Source organism: Streptomyces sp. NPDC048057 (assembly GCF_040653095.1).
GTDB lineage: Bacteria > Actinomycetota > Actinomycetes > Streptomycetales > Streptomycetaceae > Streptomyces.
In genome coordinates this window covers 230,282-246,558 of sequence record NZ_JBEZNF010000011.1, presented here as the reverse complement: position 1 = coordinate 246,558, position 16,277 = coordinate 230,282, and the positions used below count along the sequence as shown (strand labels likewise).

General features: G+C 73.5%; 10 protein-coding genes. All 10 read left to right on the top strand.

Annotated elements, in window-relative coordinates; all coding sequences use genetic code 11:
• The first annotated feature begins 14 nt into the window (after positions 1 to 14).
• Complete coding sequence (locus tag AB0E05_RS15665; RefSeq protein WP_361963462.1) at positions 15 to 6,341, top strand: type I polyketide synthase; 6,327 nt, start codon at positions 15 to 17, stop codon at positions 6,339 to 6,341.
• A 65-nt stretch (positions 6,342 to 6,406) separates the two neighbouring features.
• Positions 6,407 to 7,255: an arylamine N-acetyltransferase gene (locus tag AB0E05_RS15660; RefSeq protein WP_361963460.1), complete on the top strand. Its 849-nt coding sequence runs from the start codon at positions 6,407 to 6,409 to the stop codon at positions 7,253 to 7,255.
• Between the two features lie 47 nt (positions 7,256 to 7,302).
• Entirely contained in the window at positions 7,303 to 8,391 is a 1,089-nt protein-coding gene (locus AB0E05_RS15655) for a 3-dehydroquinate synthase family protein (RefSeq protein WP_361963458.1), read from the top strand.
• Between the two features lie 62 nt (positions 8,392 to 8,453).
• Entirely contained in the window at positions 8,454 to 9,689 is a 1,236-nt protein-coding gene (locus AB0E05_RS15650) for a 3-deoxy-7-phosphoheptulonate synthase (protein ID WP_361963490.1), read from the top strand.
• A complete protein-coding gene (locus AB0E05_RS15645; protein ID WP_361963456.1) occupies positions 9,686 to 10,498 on the top strand; it encodes a shikimate dehydrogenase in 813 nt (270 codons plus the stop codon). The genes AB0E05_RS15650 and AB0E05_RS15645 overlap by 4 nt, the downstream gene beginning before the upstream one ends.
• Before the next feature lie 226 nt (positions 10,499 to 10,724).
• Positions 10,725 to 11,885, top strand: coding sequence for a 3-amino-5-hydroxybenzoate synthase (gene rifK / locus AB0E05_RS15640; RefSeq protein WP_361963454.1), 1,161 nt, complete (start codon positions 10,725 to 10,727; stop codon positions 11,883 to 11,885).
• Between the two features lie 2 nt (positions 11,886 to 11,887).
• Positions 11,888 to 12,982: a Gfo/Idh/MocA family oxidoreductase gene (locus tag AB0E05_RS15635; RefSeq protein ID WP_361963452.1), complete on the top strand. Its 1,095-nt coding sequence runs from the start codon at positions 11,888 to 11,890 to the stop codon at positions 12,980 to 12,982.
• A gap of 29 nt (positions 12,983 to 13,011) precedes the next feature.
• Complete coding sequence (locus AB0E05_RS15630; protein ID WP_361963450.1) at positions 13,012 to 13,725, top strand: HAD-IA family hydrolase; 714 nt, start codon at positions 13,012 to 13,014, stop codon at positions 13,723 to 13,725.
• A 14-nt stretch (positions 13,726 to 13,739) separates the two neighbouring features.
• A complete protein-coding gene (locus AB0E05_RS15625) occupies positions 13,740 to 14,693 on the top strand; it encodes an ROK family protein (RefSeq protein ID WP_361963448.1) in 954 nt (317 codons plus the stop codon).
• Positions 14,694 to 14,984: 291 nt separating this feature from the next.
• Entirely contained in the window at positions 14,985 to 16,229 is a 1,245-nt protein-coding gene (locus tag AB0E05_RS15620; RefSeq protein ID WP_361963446.1) for a cytochrome P450, read from the top strand.
• The last annotated feature ends 48 nt before the right edge of the window (positions 16,230 to 16,277 follow it).

Below are 16,277 nucleotides of genomic sequence, written 5' to 3'. Positions count from 1 at the left end.
CCCTGGGTGGTCTGGTGGCCCGTCATCTGGTGGCTCGGCACGGGGTGCGGCATCTGGTCCTGGCCAGTCGGCGGGGTGCGGACGCCGAGGGCGTACCGGAGTTGGTGGCCGAACTCGGCAAGTTGGGCGCTGCGGTGTCGGTGGTGGCGTGCGACGTGTCCGACCGCGACCAGGTGAAGGCCCTGCTGGCGGGCGTACCGGAAGAGCACCGGCTGACGGGCGTCGTCCACACGGCGGGCGTCCTGGACGACGGGGTCATCGGGGCGCTGTCCCCGGAGCGGCTGGCGGGGGTGTTCGCGCCGAAGGTGGACGCGGTGCGGCACCTCGACGAGCTGACGCGGGACCTGGACCTCGACGCGTTCATCGTGTACTCCTCCGCGTCGGGCGTGTTCGGCTCGGCGGGCCAGGGGAACTACGCGGCGGCCAACGCCTACCTCGACGGGCTGATGGCGCATCGGCGGGCGGCGGGCCTGCCCGGGCTCTCCCTCGCCTGGGGCCTGTGGGAGCAGTCCGCGGGCATGACCGCGCAACTCGACGAAGTCGACCAGGCGCGCGCCGACCGCGGCGGCGTCCTCGCCATCACAGCCACCGAAGGCATGGAGCTGTTCGACGCGGCCGCTGCGGCCGGGCAGCCGCTGCTGGTCCCGATCAAGCTGGACCTGCGGGGAGCCCGCGCGGGCGCGGCGTCCGGCGGCACGGTCCCGCACCTGCTGCGCGGCCTCGTCCGCGCGGGCCGACAGCAGGCGCGAGCCGCCTCCTCCGACGGCGGCGAGCTGGCCCTGCGTCTGACCGGGCTCGCCCCGGCGGAGCAGGAGGCCCTGCTGCTCGACCTCGTCCGCACCCAGGCCGCGGTCGTCCTCGGACACACCGGCCCCGGGGCGGTGCGCCCGGACACCGCCTTCAACGAAGCCGGATTCGACTCGCTCACCTCGGTGGAGCTGCGCAACCGGCTGCGCGAGGCGACCGCTCTCAAGTTCCCCGCCACCCTCGTCTTCGACTACCCGACCCCCGAAGCCCTCGCCCGCTACCTGCGCGAAGAACTGGTCGAGAAGGCCGACGCCGCCGCCCCGGCCGCGCCTGTCGTCGCCGACCCCGACGAGCCGATGGCGATCGTCGGGATGGCGTGCCGGCTGCCCGGTGGGGTGAGCGATCCCGAGGGCTTGTGGCGGCTGGTGCGTGAGGGCCGTGAGGGCATGTCGGGGTTCCCGGAGGACCGGGGCTGGGACCTGGAGGGCCTGTTCGACGCGGACCCTGACAACAGCGGGACGTCGTACGCCCGTCAGGGCGGCTTCCTCCAGGGCGCCGGCCTCTTCGACCCCGGGTTCTTCGGCATCTCCCCGCGCGAGGCGCAAGCCATGGACCCGCAGCAGCGACTGCTCCTCGAAACCTCGTGGGAGGCCCTGGAACAGGCGGGCATCGACCCCCTGTCGCTGAAGGGCACGGACGTCGGGGTGTTCGCCGGCGTGTCCACCCAGGGTTACGGCATGGGCGCGGCGGCACGGGACGTCGAGGGCTACACGGGCACCGGCTCGGCGCCGAGCGTGGCATCCGGCCGGGTGGCGTACGCCTTCGGCTTCGAGGGCCCGGCGGTCACCGTGGACACCGCGTGCTCGTCGTCCCTGGTTGCCATGCACCTGGCGGCGCAGGCGCTGCGGCAGGGCGAGTGCTCGACGGCGCTGGCCGGCGGCGTCGCCGTGATGGCGACCCCCGGGGCCTTCGTGGAGTTCTCCCGGCAGCGGGGCCTGGCCACCGACGGACGCTGCAAGTCCTACGCGGCGGGCGCCGACGGCACCGGCTGGTCCGAAGGCGTCGGCCTGGTGGTCCTGGAGCGCCTGTCCGTCGCGCGGGAGCGCGGCCATCGGATCCTCGCGGTCATCCGGGGCAGCGCGGTCAACCAGGACGGCGCGTCCAACGGCCTGACCGCTCCGAACGGCCCCTCGCAGCAGCGCGTGATCCGCAGCGCCCTGGCCAATGCGGGACTCGCCCCGGCCGAAGTGGACGTCGTGGAGGGCCACGGCACCGGGACGACGCTGGGCGACCCGATCGAGGCACAGGCGCTCCTCGCCACGTATGGACAGGGCCGTGACCCTGAACGGCCGCTGTGGCTGGGCTCGTTGAAGTCGAACATCGGCCATGCGCAGGCCGCAGCGGGCGCAGCCGGTGTGATCAAGATGGTGCAGGCCCTGCGCCACGCGGTCATGCCGCCCACGCTGCACGTGGACGAGCCCACGAACGAAGTGGACTGGTCGGCGGGCGCGGTCGAGCTGCTGACCGAGGCGCGCGTGTGGGCTCGCAACGGCCGTCCGCGCCGGGCCGGCGTGTCCGCGTTCGGCATCAGCGGCACGAACGCCCATCTGATCCTGGAGGAGGCACCCGAGGAGCCGGCCTCCGAGTGCGACGCCCCTGAGAGCGTGCTGCCGCTGGTCGTGTCCGCGCGGAGTGCGGGTTCGCTGGCGGGGCAGGCCGGACGTCTCGCGTCGTACGTGGAGTCGGGAGCCGGCGTCTCGTTGACGTCGGTGGCCGGTGCGCTGGTGTCAGGCCGGGCCGTGTTCGGTGAGCGTGCGGTGGTGGTGGTGGGCTCGGCGGGGGAGGCGCTGGAGGGGTTGCGGTTGCTGGCGGCGGGGGAGGGGGGTCCGAATGTGGTGTCGGGCAGTGCGGGTGTGGCGGGCAAGGTGGTGTGGGTGTTCCCGGGGCAGGGTTCGCAGTGGGTCGGGATGGGCCGTGAACTCCTCGATTCCTCAACGGTGTTCGCGGAGCGGATCGCGGAGTGCGCGGCGGCCCTGGCACCGTGGGTGGACTGGTCGCTCATCGATGTCCTGCGGGGTGAGACCGACCCGGGTCTTCTTGAGCGGGTGGATGTGGTGCAGCCGGCGAGTTTTGCGGTGATGGTGGGGTTGGCTTCCGTGTGGGCGTCGGTTGGGGTCGTACCGGACGCCGTACTCGGGCATTCGCAAGGCGAGATCGCTGCGGCGTGTGTGTCCGGTGCGTTGTCCCTGGAGGATGCGGCGCGGGTGGTGGCGTTGCGGAGTCAGGCCATTGCCACGGAGTTGGCGGGCCGTGGGGGCATGGCGTCGGTGGCTCTCGGCGAGGAGGAGGCGGCTGAACGTCTGGCGCCGTGGGCGGGCCGAGTGGAGGTCGCGGCCGTCAACGGGCCGACCTCCGTGGTGATCGCCGGCGACGCCCAGGCCCTGGACGAAGTGCTGGAGACGCTGTCCGGCGCCGGAGTCCGTACGCGGCGCGTGGCGGTCGACTACGCATCCCACACCCGTCACGTCGAAGACATCCGGGAGACCCTGGCCGAAGCCCTGGCGGAGGTGAGTGCGCACGCGCAGACGATCCCGTTCTTCTCCACCGTGACCGGCGGTCGGGTGGAGGACGCCGGGGTGCTGGACGGCGCGTACTGGTACCGCAATCTACGGGGTCAAGTGCGGTTCGGACCCGCGGTCCACGACCTGCTCGGTCAGGGCTACGGGGTGTTCGTGGAGGTCAGCGCTCACCCCGTGCTGGTGCAACCGATCACCGAGAGCGTCGATGCCGCCGACAGCGCGGCCGTGGTGACCGGGTCACTGCGGCGCGAAGAGGGCGGCCTGCGGCGGTTGCTGGCATCCATGGCCGAGCTGTTCGTACACGGCGTCGACATCGACTGGAGCGGTGTGCTGCCCACGGGAGCCGCGCGGGCGGACCTGCCGACGTACGCCTTCGACCACCAGCACTACTGGCTCAAGCCGGCCGAGCTGACCGGCGGTGCGGCGGCGCTGGGACTTGCGGGGGCCGAGCACCCGTTGCTGGGGGCGGTCGTGCGGCTGCCGCAGACCGACGGCCTGGTCTTCAGCTCGCGCCTGTCGCTGCGCACGCACCCGTGGCTCGCCGACCACGCCGTCAGCGGTGTCGTCCTCGTACCGGGCACCGGACTGGTGGAGCTGGCGGTGCGGGCCGGTGACGAGGTGGGGTGCGGTGTTCTGGAAGAGCTGGTGATCGAGGCGCCGTTGGTGGTGCCCGAACGGGGCGGCGTACGCGTACAGGTCGCCGTGGGCGGGCCCGAGGAGAGCGGTGCGCGCACGGTCGAGGTGTACTCCCAACGCGAGGACGACGGCGACACCGACACCTGGACCCGGCACGCCACCGGGCTCCTCTCGACAGCCGCCCGGCCGGCTGCCGGCAGCGGCTTCGACTTCGCCGCCTGGCCGCCGCCCGGCGCGGAGCCCGTGGACATCGGTGCCGGCTACGAGCAGCTCGCCCGGGGCGGCTACGGCTACGGCCCGGCGTTCCGGAGCGTGCGAACGGTGTGGCGGCGCGGCGACGAGGTGTTCGCCGAGGTCGCCCTGCCCGAGGAGCAGCGCGAGGAAGCGGGCCGGTACGGCATCCACCCCGCCCTCCTCGACGCGGCCCTGCACTCGACCATGCTGAACGCCGTGGCCGCGGTCACCGCGGACGGCGGCACGAGCAGCGAGGACGGGCTCGAACTGCGGTTGCCGTTCGCCTGGAACGGGCTCGAACTGCACGCGGCGGGTGCCTCGGCCCTGCGGGTCCGGGTGGCGAAGCCCGAGCGCGACGCCCTGTCGCTGGAGGCCGTGGACGAGGCCGGTGGTCTGGTCGTGACGATGGACTCGCTGGTCGGCCGGGTGGTCTCCAACGAGCAGTTGGAGACGGCGTCGGGCGCGGCGCGCGTCGACTCGCTGTTCCGGGTGGAGTGGGTCGAGCTGCCTGCGGTGCGGGAGGCGCGGCCTGCGCCGTCACGGGTGGCGGTGGCCACGGCGGAGGAGGTGGCGACGCTGGCCGACGACGTGGAATCGGGCGCGGCGGCCCCCGCCCTCGCGGTGATGGACGCCGTCGGCGGCGACGAGGAGGACGCCGCGGTGTCCCTGACCTCCCGCGTCCTCGACGTCGTGCAGTGCTGGCTGGCCGGGACCGGACTGGAGGAGTCCCGGCTGCTGGTGGTGACCCGGGGCGCGGTGCCCGCCGGCGGGGAGGACACCGTACGGGACCCGGCCGGAGCGGCCGTGTGGGGTCTGGTGCGCGCCGCGCAGGCCGAACACCCGGACCGCATCGTCCTGCTCGACGTCGACGCGGACACCGCCCCGGAAACCGTCCTGGGCGCGGTCGTCGACAGCGGCGAGCCGCAGGTCGCGGTGCGCGGCACGGTCCTCTCCGTGCCCCGCCTCGCCCGCGTCACCGGGCGAGCCGCCGACGCACCGGCGGTGTTCGGGCCCGAGGGCACCGTCCTGATCTCGGGTGCCGGATCGCTGGGCGCGCTCGCGGCCCGGCACCTCGTCACCCGGCACGGCGTACGGCATCTGCTGCTCGCCAGTCGGCGGGGTGCGGACGCCGAGGGCGTACCGGAGTTGCTGGCCGAACTCGGCGAGCAAGGCGCGACGGTGTCGGCCGTGGCCTGTGACCTGACCGACCGCGAGCAGGTGAAGGCCCTGCTGGCGGGCGTACCGGAAGAGCACCGGCTGACCGGGATCGTGCACACGGCCGGAGTGACGGACGACGGAGTGGTCGGAGCGCTGACGCCGGAGCGCCTGGCGGGGGTGTTCGCGCCGAAGGCGACCGCGGTGCGGCACCTCGACGACCTGACCCGTGAACTCGGCCTGGATCTGGACGCGTTCGTCGTCTACTCGTCGGTCTCCGCGGTCTTCATGGGCGCGGGCAGCGGCAGCTACGCCGCAGCGAACGCCTTCCTCGACGGTCTGATGGCCAACCGTCGGGCCGCGGGACTGCCCGGCCTGTCCCTGGCCTGGGGCCTGTGGGACCAGACCAGCGGCATGGCCGCCCACACCGACGACCTCACCAAGAGCCGGATGAGCCGCCGCGGCGGGCTCCAGGCGATGACCCCGGCGGAGGGCATGGAGCTGTTCGACGCCGCCGTGGCGTCAGGGCAGACCCTGCTGGTCCCGGCCAAGCTGGACCTGCGGGGCGTACGCGCCGGCGCCACGGCCGCTGGCGGGGTGCCGCACCTGCTGCGCGGCCTCGTCCGCGCCGGCCGGCAACTGGCCCGCGCGGCGGGCGGCGACGAGCACCGGCAGCTGTCCGAGCGGCTCGCCGCACTGCCCCCGGCCGAGCAGACGACGGTGCTGCTCGACCTGGTGCGCGCGCAGGTCGCCGCGGTCCTCGGCCACGGCACGACGCACCACATCGACGCCGACCAGGGGCTCTTCGAGATCGGCTTCGACTCCCTCACGGCCATCGAACTGCGCAACCGGCTCCGCACCCTCACCGAGCGGAAACTCGCTCCCGGCCTCGTCTTCGACCACCCGACGCCCGGCATGCTCGCCGCGCACCTGCACGCGCTGATGTGCGGCGGCGAACAGGCCGGGGCCCCGGTGGCGCTGTCCGTGTGAACACCTGCGACGAACCACCCAGCGCTCCCCCCGTGACCCCGTGGAAAGTGGAAAGAGGCGACGACGTGTTCGACGTGAGCGACTACCTCCAGCGGATCGGCTGCGGCGGCGAGACCGGTGTGGACGCCGGGACGCTGCGGAAGCTGCACAAGAGCCACCTCATGGCGATTCCGTACAACGGCGCCGCCCAGGACCTCCGCGACGGGATCCGCCTGGTCGACCTCGACGAGGACGCCGTGTACGAGACGAGCGTCGTCGACGGGCACGGCGGCACGTGCTTCCAACTCGCCCGGCTCTTCCACCGGCTGCTCGGCGCACTCGGCTACGACGTCACGCTGATGGCGGCCAGCACCGCCGAAGGCCGCGAGAACTTCGGGCTCGACGTGGAGCACATGTTCAGCCGGGTCGCCCTCGACGGCGAGGACTGGCTCGTCGACGTCGGCTACCCGGGCCCCAACTACATCGAGCCGCTGCGGATCACCGACGCGGTGCAGACGCAGTACGGATGCCAGTACCGCCTGATCGAGAACACGTCCGGGTACGCCCTCCAGCGCCGGGGGCGGGTCAGCCGGTGGAGCGTCGTCTACACCTTCACGACGAGGCCCCGGCAGTGGAGCGACTGGAAGGAACTGGAGGAACACCTCAACCGGGAGTACGCGGTCACCGCCGCCGCCTCCGACGCGTGCCCGATCGCCCGCGGGACGGACCGCATCTTCGGAGAGATCGAGGCGGCCACCGGAGCGCCCGACGGCCTGGACGTCCTGTGCGGCCGCACCTTCGACGACGGCCAGGTCGTCCTGAAGGGACGGCGCTACCTGACGGTCCGGGGCGGGCGCGAAGAGGTTCGCACGATCAAGGACGACGACGAGCACCGCGACCTGGTCTTCCGCATTCTGTCCGGCGAATTCAGCTGACCCGGCGCCGCGGGCACCGGCCGCGACGCGTCCCGAAGGGGGACATGATGGCTTCCGTACCACTGCGCCTCACCGACCACGCGTACGACGTGCTGATCGGCCCGGGGGTACGCGCGTCGCTCCCCGACGTGGTCCGGCGCCTCGGTGCCCGGCGGGCCGTCGTCGTGTCGGCCCGCCCGCGCGCGTGGGTGCCCGACACCGGCGTCGAGACCCTGCTGCTGGCGGCCCGGGACGGCGAGCGGGACAAGACCCTCGCCACCGTGGAGGCGCTGTGCGCCGAGTTCGTACGGTTCGGACTCACCCGGTCCGACGTCGTCGTGTCCTGCGGCGGCGGGACGACCACCGACGTGGTCGGCCTCGCCGCGGCGCTGTACCACCGGGGGGTGCGCGTGGTGCACCTGCCCACGTCGCTGCTCGCCCAGGTGGACGCCAGCATCGGCGGCAAGACGGCGGTGAACCTGCCGGCCGGGAAGAACCTCGTCGGCGCCTACTGGCAGCCCAGCGCGGTGCTGTGCGACACCGACTACCTGACGACCCTGCCGCGCCGGGAACTCCTGAACGGGTTCGGGGAGATCGCCCGCTGCCACTTCATCGGCGCGGCCGACCTGCGCGGCCTTCCGCTCGTGGACCAGATCACCGCGAGCGTGACGCTCAAGGCCCGCATCGTGGAGGCGGACGAGCGGGACACCGGGGTGCGGCACATCCTCAACTACGGCCACACGCTGGGCCACGCCCTGGAGAAGGAGACCGGCTACGCCCTGCGCCACGGCGAGGCGGTGGCCGTCGGAACGGTCTTCGCGGGCCGCCTCGCCGGCGCCCTGGGCCGGATCGGCCCGGCCCGCGTCGCGGAACACCAGGACGTCGTCGAGTCCTACGGCCTGCCCGTCGCCCTGCCCGCCGAAGCCGACCCCGGTGCGCTGCTGCGGCTCATGCGGCACGACAAGAAGGCGGTCACCGGCCTCGCGTTCGCGCTGGACGGGCCGAAGGGCGCGGAGTTGGTGAGCGACGTGCGGCAGGACGTCGTCGCGCACGTCCTGGACGAGATGCCCCGAGCCCCCCTCGCGGCCCTCATCGGCGACACCGCGCCCGACACCGCAGCGCCCGAAACCGTTGCGCCCGAAACGGCCCGGACGTGAGCCGCCCGCCCCGGCCTCGGGCAGGATCCGCCCCGACGCCCGCCGCCTCCGTACACCGCCTCCTGGCCGACCGCCTCGCGGCGGCCCTGGCCAGACCGGTCGCACAGCAGCCGCAGTGGCCGGACCCCGAGCGGGCGAGCGCCGTGGTGGCGTCCCTGAGCGGGGCCGAGCCCATCGTGACCCCCGCCGAGACCGCGCGCCTGGCGGACCGGCTCGCCGCGGTCGCCCGCGGCGAGGCGTTCCTGCTCCAGGGCGGTGACTGCGCCGAAGCCTTCGCCGAGAACACTGAGGCCCATCAACGGGCCAACCTCGGCGTGCTCGCGGACATGGCGTCGGTGCTCACCCGACGCGCCGGGCTGCCCGTCGTCCAGGTCGCCCGGATGGCCGGACAGTACGCCAAGCCCCGCTCCCGGCCCCTCGACGAGCTGGGCCTGCCCGTCTACCGAGGCGACCTGGTCAACTCGATCGAGCCCACGCCCGCCGCCCGCCGACCCGACCCCGCCCGGATGCTGCGCGCCCGCGCCGACGCCGCGAAGGCGATGGCCGTGGTCCGCGAGTTCCACCGCGGCGGCACCGACACGCAGGCGCTGACCGGCGGCGACGGTGCCGGCTACGTCAGCCACGAGGCGCTGGTGCTCGACTACGAGCGGACCTCGCTCAGCCCGGACACCACCGGGCCCGAGCCCCGGTTCACCAGCGGCCTCGGCCACTTCCTGTGGATCGGCGAACGCACCCGCGACCTCGACGGCGCGCACATCGCGTTCGCGGAGCTCCTGTCCAACCCGATCGGCCTCAAGCTCGGCCCCCGCACCACCCCGGAACAGGCCCTCGACTACGTGCGCAGGCTCGACCCGCACGGCGAACCGGGACGCCTCACGCTGATCAGCCGCATGGGGCACACCCGGGTCCGCGCCGTCCTGCCGGCGATCGTGGAGAAGGTCACCGGCTCCGGCCACCAGGTGATCTGGCAGTGCGACCCGATGCACGGCAACACGTACACGTCGGCCAACGGCTACAAGACCCGCGCGTTGCGACACGTCGTCGACGAGGTCCGCGGGTTCTTCGAGGTGCACCGGCGCCTCGGCACCCACCCCGGCGGACTGCACGTCGAGCTGACGGGCGACGACGTCACGGAATGCCTCGGCGGCGCCCGCGGCATCACCGAGGCCGACCTGCCCGCCCGCTACCGCACGGCCTGCGACCCGCGCCTCAACGCGGCGCAGTCGATCGAACTCGCCGCCGTCGTCGCGGAGTTGGCGGCCACCGGTGTCACGGAAGGGCATGTGAGGCTGCGATGACCGGACACCACGCCGGCACGCCCGTCAACGGCGCCACCCGGCTGTACGCCGTCCTGGGCGATCCGATCGCCCAGGTCAAGGCACCCGCGCTGATGAATCCGCTCTTCGCCCGCCTCGGCCTGGACGCCGTCCTGGTGCCGGTGCACGCCCGGCCGGCGCACCTCGACGCCGTCGTGCGCGGCCTGCGGCAGGTCGACAACCTCGACGGCATGTTCGTCACCGTCCCCCACAAGGTCGCCGTGCGCCGGCTCGCCGACCGGTGCGGCCCGGCCGTGGACGTCGTCGGCAGCGCCAACGTGCTGCGCCGCGAGCCCGACGGCTGCTGGCTCGCGGAGAACTTCGACGGCTCGGGCTTCGTGACCGGGCTCCTCACCGCCGGCCACGAACCCAAGGGCGCCCACGTGGCGCTCTTCGGTACGGGCGGCGCGGGCAGCGCCATCGCCGCGGCCCTCCTGGACGCGGGCGTCGACCGCCTGTCCGCCTACGACACGGACACCGCGAAGCTCCACGCCCTCGTCGCCCGCCTCGACGCCCACTGGCCCGACCGGGTCCGCGCACTGACCGCACCGCATCCGCAAGGCGCCGACATCGCCGTGAACGCCACCCCGCTCGGACTGCGCCCGGACGACCCGCTGCCCTTCTCACCGGACTCCCTGCCACCGGGCGGCGTGGTGGCCGACATCGTCATGGAGCCCCGCGAGACGCCGCTCCTGCGCGAGGCCGCCACCCTGGGACACCCCGTACACCACGGCATCCACATGCTGGAGGGCCAACTCGACGCCTACCGGACCTTCTTCGGACTGCTGTGAAGCCGCGTCGACTACCTGACCGAGGGATGCGGAGGGTGCCGTCGGGCCTCTATTTTGGACCTGTTGGTCAGCATTTCTTCCGACACATGACGCTGCACGGGGCGGAGTGTGCGCGTCTTCCGCGAACTCGACGGCGAGTGCTCTCGTACGCCTGTGTCCCCCTCCGCGGCACGCGGCCCCGACCGCCCCCGCACCCCGCGTCGAGTCAATCCATGTTTGGAGAAACATGAACGTGCGACAGGCGCCGGAGTACCCCGACTGGCCGCAGTACGACGCGAAGGAGCGCGACGGCCTCGTCCGCGCCCTGGAACAGGGCCAGTGGTGGCGGATGGGCGGCAGCGAGGTCGACTCCTTCGAGCGGGAGTTCGCCGAGCACCACGGCGCCGCCCACGCCCTCGCGGTCACCAACGGCACGCACGCGCTCGAACTCGCCCTCCAGTGCATGGGCGTCGGCCCCGGCACCGAGGTCATCGTCCCGGCCTTCACCTTCATCTCCTCCTCCCAGGCGGCGCAGCGGCTCGGCGCGGTCGCCGTCCCGGTGGACGTCGACGCGGACACGTACTCCCTCGACGTGGCGGCGACCGCCGCCGCCGTGACGCCCAGGACCCGGGTGATCATGCCCGTGCACATGGCGGGCTTCATGGCGGACATGGACGCCCTCGCCAAGCTCTCCGCCGACACGGGCGTCCCCCTGCTCCAGGACGCCGCGCACGCCCACGGCGCCCGCTGGCGCGGCAAGCGCGTCGGCGAACTCGGCTCCGTCGCCGCGTTCAGCTTCCAGAACGGCAAGCTCATGACCGCCGGCGAGGGCGGCGCCGTACTGTTCCCGGACACGGAGATGTACGAGACCGCGTTCCTGCGGCACAGCTGCGGGCGGCCCCGCGCCGACCGCAGGTACATGCACCGGATCGCCGGATCCAACCTGCGGATGAACGAGTTCTCGGCGGCGGTGCTCCGGGCCCAGCTGAGCCGTCTCGACGAGCAGGTGACAACGCGTCAGAAGCGCTGGTCCCTGCTGTCCGGGCTGCTCGACGCGATCGACGGCGTCGTCCCGCAGCGCGGTGACGAGCGCACCGACTGCGCCTCGCACTACATGGCGATGTTCCGCGTCCCCGGCATCGGCGAGGAGCGGCGCAACGCGCTCGTCGACCGGCTCGTGGCGGCGGGCGTCCCGGCGTTCGCCGGCTTCCGCGCGATCTACCGCACCGACGCCTTCTGGGAGATCGGCGCGCCCGACGAGACCCCCGACGAGGTCGCCGAGCGCTGCCCCCGCACCGAGGCCATCAGCCAGGACTGCATCTGGCTCCACCACCGGGTGCTGCTCGCCAGCGAGCAGGCCCTGCACGAGACCGCCGCGATCGTCGCGGACTCCCTGGCCGCCCTGTGAGCGTGCGGACGGCCGTCGTCGGGCTCGGCTGGGCGGGGCGGGAGCTCTGGCTGCCCCGGCTGCGCGCGCACGCCGACTTCGACGTGGTGGCCGTCGTCGACACCGAACCCGCGGCGCGCGCGGCGTTCGACACCGCACCGGGCGTGCCCGTGCACCCGACGGTCGACGCGCTCACCGCCGCGGACGTCGACCTCGCCGTGGTCGCCGTCCCCAACCACCGGCACGCCGGGGTGGCGGGCGCCCTCCTCGAAAGGGGCGTCCCCGTCTTCCTGGAGAAGCCGGTGTGCCTGACCACCGCCGAGGCCGACGCCCTGGCCGCCGCCGAACGCGACGGCGGCGCCACGCTCCTCGCGGGCAGCGCCGCCCCCCACCGGGCCGACGTGACGGCCCTCGCGGACCTGGTGCCGGACCTCGGCCGCGTACGGCACGCCGAGGTCTCCTGGGTCAGGGCGCGCGGCGTCCCCCGGGCCGGCGGCTGGTTCACCCGGCGCAGCGAGGCGGGCGGCGGGGTGCTCTTCGACCTCGGCTGGCACCTGTTCGACACGCTCGCCGCGCTGCTCGGCCCGGCCCCCTGCACCCAGGTCGTCGGCGTGACGTCGAACGACTTCGTGAACTCGCCCTCCTGGGGCGCGGCCTGGCGCAAGGACCGGCCCGGCGCCGACGCCGTCGGCGACGTGGAGGACACGGCCCGGGGCTTCTACGTCCGCGCCGACGGGATCTCCGTCTCGCTGCGCGCGGGCTGGGCGTCGCACGAGGCCCTGGACGTCACCCGGATCCAACTCGTGGGCAGCGCCGCCACCGCCGAACTGCGGTGCACCTTCGGCTTCAGCCCCAACCGCCACCCCGAGCCGTTCCTGACGCTCACGCGCGAGGGCACCACCACACGGGTCCCCGTGCCGAACGAGCCGATCGGCGACGAGTACCGGCGGCAGTTGGACGGCCTCGCCGCCGTCCTGAAGGAACCGGGCAGCCGCGGCAGGGCCGTCGAGGAGGCCCGTACGACGGTCCGGGTCATCGAGGACTTCTACGCCTCGGCCCGTTCCGCACCCGCGCGGAACGGCACGCCCGCTCAACGGTGGACGGGAGAGAGCCAGTGACACCAGCGGCTTCGAAGGAGTCGGCCGACGTGCTGGACGGGGAAGGGGCGACGGCCGCCGGGACGGGGCCGACCGCGAGCGCGACGGACACGCTCGTCCCCGTCCGGCGTGCCGTCGTCTTCGACCTGGACGGGGTCATCGTCGACAGCTTCGCGGTGATGTACGAGGCGTTCGCCATCGCCTACAAGGAGGTCGTCGGCGAGGGCCCGGCGCCGTTCGACGAGTACCGAAGGCATCTGGGGCGCTACTTCCCGGACATCATGCGGATCATGGGCCTGCCCCTGGAGATGGAGGAGCCGTTCGTCCGCGAGAGCTATCGCCTCGCCCCCGAGGTGCCCGTCTTCGAAGGCGTCGTCGAACTCCTGCTGACCCTGCGGGTGCGGGGGATCAGACTCGCGGTGGCCACCGGCAAGAGCGGGCCGCGGGCGCGCTCCCTGCTCGAACAGCTGGGGCTGCTGCCGTTCTTCGCCGAGGTGCTCGGCTCGGACGAGGTGCCGCGGCCCAAGCCCGCGCCGGACATCGTGGAGCACGCCCTGCGCCTGCTGGGCGTCGACGCAGCCGAAGCCGTCATGGTCGGCGACGCGCCGACCGACCTCGCGAGCGCCCGGAGCGCCGGAGTGACCTCGGTCGCCGCGCTGTGGGCCGTCGAGGACACGGACGAACTGCTCGCCGCCAAGCCGGACGCCGTCCTGCACCGCCCGGCCGACCTGCTGGACCTGTGCCCGCCCGTGCCCGGCGCCTGAGACCGGAGCCCGGCATGCGCAGCGGTACGGAGAGCGGCGGGGCGGACGGCGCCCACCCGGGTGCCTACCTGGGCGTCGACATCGGCGGCACCAAGGTGGCCCTCCGGGCGGTGACCGGCGCGGAGCGCGTCCACGAGACCGCGTTCGCGTGGCGCCCGCGCCACAGCGCCGCCCGCGACCTCGGCCAACTCGCGGACGCGATCGCCGAGGTGCGGGCGGACCTGGGCGCCTCCTTCCGGGCGGTGGGCGTCGCGATGCCCGCGACGGTCGGACCGACCGGGCACGTCACCGCCTGGCCGAGCCGACCGGAGTGGACCGGCACGGACCTGGGCGCGGCCCTGCGTCCGCTGTTCCCCGAGGCGGCCGTCGCCTGGGCGGACGACGGCGACCTCGGCGCACTCGCGGAGTCCCGTGCGTCCGGCTGCGACGACCTGCTCTACCTCGGCGTGGGTACGGGCGTCGGCGGCGGCCTCGTCGTGCAGGGCGAGCCGTGCCCCGGCCTCGGCCGCGGCTCCTTCGAAGTCGGGCACACGGTCGTCGAACTGGACGGCCCGCGGTGCCGCTGCGGCCGACGGGGGTGCCTCCAGGCCATCGCGTCGGGCCCGGCCACCCTGCGCCGCGCGAGCCGGGCGCGGGGGAGCGAGGCCAGCTTCGACGATCTGGTGGCGGCCTGGGGCGACGGGCGGCCGTGGGCCGTCACCGCGCTGCACCGGACGTGCCGGGCCCTGGCCGCAGCCGCGGTGGGCGTGCAGGAGCTGGTCCGGCCGCGCCTCGTCCGCGTCGGCGGCGGCTTCGCGAGCGGCGTCCCCGGATTCGTGGAGCTCGTCGCCGACCACGTCACGGAACTGGGCCGCCCCGGCCTGCCCCCGCTGCCGGTGGAACACGCCTTGCTGGGGGGCCTGTCCTCGCTGCACGGCGCGGTGTCACTGGCCCGCCTGGTCGCGCAACGTCAAACTCCCCTCCCGTAAATGCGGGAAAACCGCGGACCTCTTATCAGGTTGAGGGATGCTCAATCGGCCAAGGCTGCCCTATCGTCCCGAAGGGCGGGACCACATCGAGGCGTCGGCACGGAAATCACCATGGCGCGACGGCGTACCGGAGAAATGAGGACCTCCGGTCTTAACCGTGTCGCACGGCGCAATCCCGTCCCGTGTTCCCGTCCCACGCCTGTTCCCGTCCCATCCCTTTTCCCTGTTCCTGTTTCCGCTGACGCCGACGGGCCGGCCGGTCATTTTCCTTGACGCAGAAGGGGTAGACCCATGACAGCCACCGCCGAGAACGCGACCGAACCGATCGACCTGCTCGCGCCGGACCTGACTGCCGACCCCTTCGCCAAGTACGCGCAGATGCGGGAGCAGGCGCCGGTCCTCGCCGGAACGGTCCTCGGGTCACCGATGTGGCTCGTCACCGGCTACGACGACGTGCGCCTGGTCCTCACCGACCCGCGGTTCGTCACCGATCCGGCGTCCGTGCGGAACGGCGACCCGGACGGCGAGCACGCGATCCTGCGGCAGCTCAAGATCCCGTCCGACGTGGAGGACCTCATCGCCAAGGCGATGATGAACCTCGACGGCGCCCCGCACGCCCGGCTGCGCAAGCTGGTCTCCCGCGCGTTCACCGCACGGCGGGTGGCCGAGATGCGCCCGCGCATCGAGCAGCTCACCGCGCGACTGCTCGACGAGATGGCCGAGGCGGGCCGCGACGGCACGCCCGTCGACCTCGTGGAGGCGTTCTGCTACCCGGTGCCCATCGCCGTGATCTGCGAGCTGGTCGGCATCGACGAGGTGGACCGCCCGCAGTGGTCGCGCTGGGGGCGGGTGCTGTCCCTGATGCAGACCGAGCACCTCCCCACCATCCTGCGCGAGTGCGCCGAGCACGTCACGGACGTCATCGAACGCCGCCGGGCCGAGCCGCGCGACGACCTGATCTCCGCGCTCATCCAGGCCCAGGAGGACGACGGCGACCGGCTCTCCGACCGGGAGATGATCACCCTCGTCTTCACCATGGTGACCGCCGGGCACGAGTCGACGACGTATCTGCTCGGCAACTCGGTGCTCGCCCTCCTGGAGAACCCGGACCAGCTCGCCCTGCTGCGCGAGGACCCGTCCCGCTGGCAGCCGGCGGTGCGCGAACTCATGCGCCTGGGCCCCTCCCAGTTCGCGCAGCCCCGGTACGCCGCCGAGGAGGTCGAGCTGAGCGGCGTACGGATCCCGGCGGGCTCGGCGGTCACTCCGCTGCTGCTGGCCGCGAACACCGACCCGCGCAAGTACGAGGACCCCGAGCGCCTCGACGTCCACCGGGGCGCCGGGAGCCACGTCGGCTTCGGGATGGGCGCGCACCACTGCCTCGGCGCGCCACTGGCGTACCTGGAGGCGGAGGTGGCGCTCCAGGCGCTGTTCGACCGCTTCCCCGACCTGTCCCTCGCGGTCGGGCGCGAGGAGATCCCGTGGGCTTTGCGGCCCGGCTTCACCCGCGTCGAGAAGCTTCCGCTGCGCCTCGTCTGAAACGACCGTCGCGCTGGGGGCCGGCCCCCAGCGCGACAGGGTGCGTCG